This window comes from Vibrio sp. V03_P4A6T147, assembly GCF_002241085.1.
GTDB classification, from domain to species: domain Bacteria; phylum Pseudomonadota; class Gammaproteobacteria; order Enterobacterales; family Vibrionaceae; genus Vibrio; species Vibrio anguillarum.
The window spans coordinates 1-5509 of sequence record NZ_NDIO01000127.1 but is presented as its reverse complement, the minus strand read 5'-3'; the positions used below and the strand labels follow the sequence as shown (position 1 = coordinate 5509).

Below are 5509 nucleotides of genomic sequence, written 5' to 3'. Positions count from 1 at the left end.
TGCCTACCACCTGCAACGCTCTCAAACCATGATCTTAGCACCTTTATTGAAACTTCCGATGAGTGGATTAAAACTCGCACCGGGATTGAACAGCGCCGCATTAGCCATGTGAATACCTCGGATTTAGCTACGGTGGCCGCCCAACACGCCATCGCTTGTGCTGGGATTGATGCAACTGAGATTGATCTCATCATCATCGCAACCTGTTCGCCAGATTCTCTTATCCCGAATATTGCCTCGAAAGTGCAGCAGAACCTTGGGATTAAAAATGCAGCCGCTTTTGACTTAAATGCAGCCTGTACCGGTTTTGTTTATGGATTAGAAACTGCGACGCGTTTAATGCAAGCAAGCCATTACCGCCATGCGTTAGTGGTGGGTGCTGAGCGTCTCTCTTTTTACATTGATTGGACCAAACGTGATACCGCCGTGTTGTTTGGTGACGGTGCTGGTGCTGTTGTCTTGAGTAAAACCGATAAAGTAGTGGGTTTGCAAGATGCACAAATCGGTTGTGATGCAGAAGGGCGTGATATTTTGGCGGTGCCTAAATTTGGCTCATCGATGGATCGTTTTGCCGCTGATAATGGGTATTGGGATTTTGATTTTGTTGGGAAAGAGATTTTTAAACGCGCGGTTCGAGGCATGGGCGCAGCGGCGCAAACTGTGTTGGCGCGTTCCGGTCTTTCAACCGAACAAGTCGATGTGGTGATCCCGCATCAAGCGAATATTCGCATCATTCAAACCTTGTGTGACTTATCAGGTATTAGCCAAGATAAAGCATTCGTTAACATTCAACACTATGGTAATACGTCTGCCGCGACCGTACCTATTGCATTGTGTGAAGCGGTAGAACAAGGGAAAATCAAACCGAATGATAACCTGCTGGTGGCTGCTTTCGGGGCGGGCTTAACTTGGGGGGCTGGGCACATCAAATGGAGCGAGCGTGTTACCGCGATTAGCCGTAGCCAAGCGCAGTTACCAGAGTGTCAGTCCAGTGCGTTAGAATTATTGGCCAATGCAATTGAGCACTGCCAGCAGCGCCCGCTATCTAAATAACGTTTAGAAAACGAATGTTCACACAGTACAAGCAGTATGAGAACAGGCCACAATGTGGCCTGTTTTACTCTCAATGCTAGGTGTGTAAACTAGGCAATCGCCATGGCGAGCAGGCTAATTGGATGAATGGTTTCTAACGCGGTATTTTCTTCAATTTGCCATTTACAGGTTTCACAATCGGTAATCGCATAGTCAGCTTGCGATGTTTTGATTGCATCAAACAGGTGCGCGCCAATTTTCATTGAAACGTCATAGTTCTCTTCTTTAAAACCGTAGGTTCCCGCTAAGCCGCAGCATTCGCTGTCTAAGACCACTAACTTCAATCCTGGGATCATTTTTAATAATTCAATGGTAAAAATGACATTACCGCTGCGTTCAAGGTGGCAAGGGGTGTGGTAAACCACTTTCAAGTTAACGGGTTTCATTTTAGGCGCATTACCGCTCATGAACTCTTTGAGTAGAAAGCGCGTGACGTACTCGATTTGTTTGACCACCTTACTATTATCAACCCCTAAAACATGAGGATATTCTTGTTGCAAGGTAAACGAACACGTTGATGAGGTGGAGAGGAGCGTCGTTTGACGATCAACTACCGCGGCTTCGATATTTTTCACATTCAATAGCGCATTTTTACGTGCTTTATCGTGAAAACCATTGGCAATCAGCGGTACACCACAGCATTTCTCGTTATCCAGTAACCGTACGCCGATATTCATCGCATTCATCACAGAGACAAAATCTTTACCTAACTGCGGGTGGTTATAGTTAACGTAGCAGCCGTGGAAATAGGTCACTTGCCGGTTATACAGGGGTTGGCGTGTGCAGTTCTGCTTAAACCAACGACGAAACGTGCCGTGTGAGTATTTGGGAAGTGATTTATGATCGTGCACACCAATGGTCTTGTGCATCAGTTTTTTTACCATCGGCATAGCCGTAGCAGCGTTCACTATCGGTGCAAATGGTGTGGCGATCGTGCCAAAAAGATCGGTATGGCTCAGCACGTAATCACGCACCAGCTTTGGACTCAGCGTTTTTTTACCATGTTTGCCACGCGCCACAGCAATTATATCGCCAATTTTTACTCCGGAAGGACAGGCGGTTTCACACCGTTTGCAGTTGGTGCAGAGCTTGAGTAGGTCGTCATAATACTCTGCGCTTTTAATCCTCAAGCGTTCGCCATCCGGCCCGCACTGTTTTGGCCCCGGATAGAGTGGGTTTGCTTTAGCAACCGGGCAATAAACGGTACAAACAGTGCATTTGATGCATTGATCAAAAGAGGTATTTTTGGGTGCGGCTTCAACAAAAGAGGTGCTCATGCTAATACCTCCTGAATGGCTGGTCGAGATTGAGTTTGAGCCATAATTTGAGAGGTAGCGTGGTAAGCGCTGGCAATAGCAACGCCTCCACCGCTGCCTTCAAAGACAGGATCATAACCCGCGAGCATCGAACCACAGCAGTATAAATTGGTAATGATATTACCTTGATGAGTTGGGTTCAGTGACGTGTTGGTCAGCACACCAAAGGTCATGAAAGGGTGAGAGTTTGCTGAGAAAAAGGCATGATTTCGCCATAGAGCGCGATCATGACAGCTCTCCGTCTCTAATTGGAACACGGGTTCGCTAATACCGTGATGAGAAGCCTGTAAACCTTGGCTGAAATAGCTCCCTGTAGCCATCACGAAATGGTCAGCTTGAATCGGCATATCATTGAGATTTTGAGTATGAATGGCGGTCAAACGGTTACCATCAAATTCACCACTGATGACTTTATCGCCTTTTAAATGGGTACCACCCATAGTTAAAAAAGCTCGGCTGAGTGTCTCTTCAATGCGGATGCCCATTAATGATGGCGGCATGGTCGGGACTTCATGCAACTGCAAGTTGGTTTCCAATTTGAGTTTGTTCAGTAAGGTTAACCCATCACCATTGCCCATGATGGCAGGTAGGATCACTAGATCTTGCACAGTGGCATGACGGATCAGTTGATCACAAAAACTGCGCCATGCATGTGGTTGTTTGAGCAAACGAGCAATATCGATGGAGCGCAGTTCGTTGGGGTTATGGCGAAGTGCTTCGAAACCCGGAATCGTGATATTGATGATCTCACTTGGGATAGCCGAAAATGCAGGTAGAGCGCGTAAGTTATCTTGCAGCATATGTGGTTGAAAATCTCGATAACCATCGATGGCGAGCAGCACAATACGCTTAAAATCAGCATTCGTTTTATGTTGATAAACATAAGGTTGTGATAACCAAGTGGCTTTCAATGTCCCCATCGGAGTTATGCGATAGTGGTTACTATTATCCGCTTGGTGTGTCAGCGGCATGCCGCGTTGCTGCAGCGTTTTTTGAAACCACATTAACCCTTGCGAAATAGTGTCAGCGCCAATTTTACTGTAAGGGTGATTCGGGGCTTGTTGACGTAATGCTTCCATGGCGAGCAAAGGGGATTCAACCGCTTCGCCGCTAGGCAGTTTACCCAGAACATCGATGGAACCGGATGAAAAATGCAGAGCACTTTGGCCTTGACTGATCAGTGCTGTTTTTAGGCCCGCTTGTAAGCAGCGAAGACCTGCACTGTAACCTGCAATTCCACCACCGATAATTGTGACGTCGTATTTCATCATAACGTCTCCTCACTTTCATTTTGCTTGTGTTGCGTTGGAATGTCATTGGCTCCGAACAAGCCTTCGTAAATCCAGTAACTGAATTCAGCTTCGCGCAGTGCATCTCCCCAGAAAATCGGTTTAATGCCTTTCCAGCGCTCTTCTAAAAACTCAACCAACAGTTGGCTCGATTGGTTTCCCGAAACGTGACCATATTCTTGAAATAAGCTGGCGGCGCGATAGCTGCAAAGCTCTCCTTGGCACGGCCCCATACCTAAACGAGTGCGGCGACGTAAATCGACCAAGTTATTTACATCGAGTTGTTTAATTGCGTATTCAATTTCGCCCGCGGTCACCATTTCACATTCACAAATAACCGCTTGGCTCTTTGCATCATCAGATAAGAAATTTTGTGCGCGCTCACCATGGCGATAAATAGCCGATTCATAGACGGGCTTGGCAATGCTGGCGGTCTTTCTCACCTGTTTTGGGGTTTCGTTGGAGCCGGGTAGGGCGCGAGTATGAGTTTCGCAAGGAGTATTATTGCCCAGTTTTTTAGCGACTAAATCGGTCGCCCATTCTGCCATTAGGCGGTAAGTCATTAATTTACCGCCTGTAATCGTGGTGAGGCCTTTCAATCCATCGCGTTGTTCGTGGTCAAGTAATACGATGCCGCGACTGATGTTTCGGCCGCTGCCATCATCATTAATAGAGACCAATGGACGCACACCCGCATAAGCGCGTAATACACGAGTATTCGCCATGATGGGGGCCAGTTTCGCGCCTTCGGCCAGTAGTATATCAACCTCTTTTTCAGTCACGTGCAGGTTGTCAATTTGGTCGTAGTCAATGTGTTCAGAGGTAGTACCGATAAGTGAAATGGTATCACCAGGGACAAGAATATCGGCATCAGAAGGCTTGCGACAGCGGTTGATCACAAGGTTGTTGATACGATAATCAAGGATCAGCAATGAGCCTTTCGCGGGGAACATTTTGATGTTGAGATCGGCGTATTCACAGATGTTTTGTCCCCATATTCCAGCTGCGTTAATCACTTCTTTGGCGAAAATCTCATACTGTTGATGAGTGCTGAGCTGTAAACAGCGTACGCCTAATACTGTGTCACCTTGGCGGATCAGCGACGTCACAATGGTTTTGTTCATGATCCGCGCACCATGCTCTTTGGCGTCTAGCACATTGGAAGCGCATAAACGAAAAGGATCGAGTGTGCCATCGGGTACTTTTATCGCGCCAACAAGGTTTGGGTTAACATGAGGCTCTAAACGCAGTGCTTCTTTGGCAGAAAGCGGCTCGGTTGTAATCCCTGCTTGAGCGCACGCGTCGATAAACGTGCTTTGAAAAGCAAGATCGTCTTCAGGCAGAGTAATGAACAGGCCGTCGGTTTTCTCTACACAATGTCTAGCGATATTTTTTAAAATTTGATTCTCTTGGATGCACTCTTTGGCCGATTCAGGATCGGTAACTGCGTAACGTGCCCCTGAGTGTAATAAACCGTGATTTCGCCCGGTGGTACCAGAAGCAATATCATCCTTTTCTAGCAAAATACACGCAATGCCGCGCAGTGCGCAGTCGCGCATGATCCCAGTACCGGTTGCTCCGCCACCAATGATAACAACATCGGTTTCAAATCGTGTGGTTGTGGTCATGGTGAAACCTTATTCGATGAAAAACTTATATTTAGTGTGGCATTTTCAATAGAAAATGTTCGATATGTTGCTCACAAAAGCGCGAATGAGCGAAATTGTGTTTCATTTTGGCGGTAATTTTATCTTTGTATGTTATTTCATATCAAAATGATGAACGGTTTAACAATTTAGGTTGTGTTAATTT

At 46.5% G+C, this 5509-nt stretch carries 4 protein-coding genes; 1 reads left to right on the top strand and 3 read right to left on the bottom strand.

Annotated features, from left to right (window positions below; translation table 11 throughout):
- Positions 1-1053, top strand: a 1053-nt coding sequence (locus B9J84_RS04905; protein ID WP_094123664.1) for a ketoacyl-ACP synthase III, incomplete at its 5' end; no start/stop codon positions are given.
- Between the two features lie 89 nt (positions 1054-1142).
- Here the strand turns inward: B9J84_RS04905 and glpC are convergent.
- From glpC to glpA, 3 genes are read right to left on the bottom strand one after another with little or no spacing between them, the layout of a single operon-like run.
- Positions 1143-2369, bottom strand: coding sequence for an anaerobic glycerol-3-phosphate dehydrogenase subunit GlpC (gene glpC / locus B9J84_RS04900; protein WP_094123663.1), 1227 nt, complete (start codon positions 2367-2369; stop codon positions 1143-1145).
- A complete protein-coding gene (glpB, locus tag B9J84_RS04895; protein ID WP_047689653.1) occupies positions 2366-3679 on the bottom strand; it encodes a glycerol-3-phosphate dehydrogenase subunit GlpB in 1314 nt (437 codons plus the stop codon). The genes glpC and glpB overlap by 4 nt, the downstream gene beginning before the upstream one ends.
- Positions 3676-5325 carry an anaerobic glycerol-3-phosphate dehydrogenase subunit A gene (gene glpA / locus B9J84_RS04890; RefSeq protein ID WP_094123662.1) on the bottom strand — a complete coding sequence of 550 codons (1650 nt, stop codon included), beginning with the start codon at positions 5323-5325 and terminating at the stop codon, positions 3676-3678. Before glpA ends, glpB begins: the two co-directional genes overlap by 4 nt.
- Between the last annotated feature and the right edge of the window lie 184 nt (positions 5326-5509).

Excerpts from the sequence above, each read along its gene's own strand:
- glpC (WP_094123663.1), bottom strand. The coding sequence starts at position 2,369 with ATGAGCACCTCTTTTGTTGAAGCCGCACCCAAAAATACCTCTTTTGAT.
- glpB (WP_047689653.1), bottom strand. The coding sequence starts at position 3,679 with ATGATGAAATACGACGTCACAATTATCGGTGGTGGAATTGCAGGTTAC.
- glpA (WP_094123662.1), bottom strand. The coding sequence starts at position 5,325 with ATGACCACAACCACACGATTTGAAACCGATGTTGTTATCATTGGTGGC.